The sequence below is a fragment of the Stenotrophomonas sp. A3_2 genome (assembly GCF_036624925.1).
Lineage (GTDB): Bacteria > Pseudomonadota > Gammaproteobacteria > Xanthomonadales > Xanthomonadaceae > Stenotrophomonas > Stenotrophomonas hibiscicola.
The window spans coordinates 1-517 of record NZ_JAZKVY010000053.1; the positions used below are offsets into that span (position 1 = coordinate 1).

A 517-nucleotide genomic window follows, 5' to 3' on the forward strand; every position below is an offset into this window, starting at 1 on the left:
TCGCTCGTCGCCCTTCAGCTCCTCGCTGCCCACGTTGAGCAGGCCGATCGTGGGGCTGGGCAGGCCGAGCACGGTGCGCGCGAACATGTCGCCGAGGAGAGAAAACTCAACAAGATTACGGGGATCGCAGGCGAGGTTCGCACCGAGGTCGAGCATCACCACGTCGCCGCGCGCGCTCGGCATGATGGCGCACATGGCGGGCCGGTCGATGCCGGGCAGCGTCTTGATCACGATCTTGGCGAGCGCCAGCAGCGCGCCGGTGTTGCCGGCGGAGACCACGCCCTGCGCCTCGCCTTCCGCCACCGCGTCGATGGCGCGGCGCATGCTGCTCTGCCTCGCGCGGAGCGCGGTGGCCACCTTGGCGTCGTTGGCGATCACGTCGGGCGCATGGCGCAGGTCGCAGACCGCGGCGGCCCGCTTGTCGGCAGCCAGCAGCGGAGCGACCCGTGCCTCGTCGCCCACGAGCAGGAAGCGCGCGCCGGGGTGGCGCTCGGCCGCGATGCCGATGCCGGCAACC

The 517-nt window shown here is 72.0% G+C and carries 1 pseudogene; it reads right to left on the bottom strand.

The annotated features are described in order from the left end of the window. Positions 1-517: pseudogene (locus R5H29_RS00755) on the bottom strand (hypothetical protein); the annotation flags it as partial.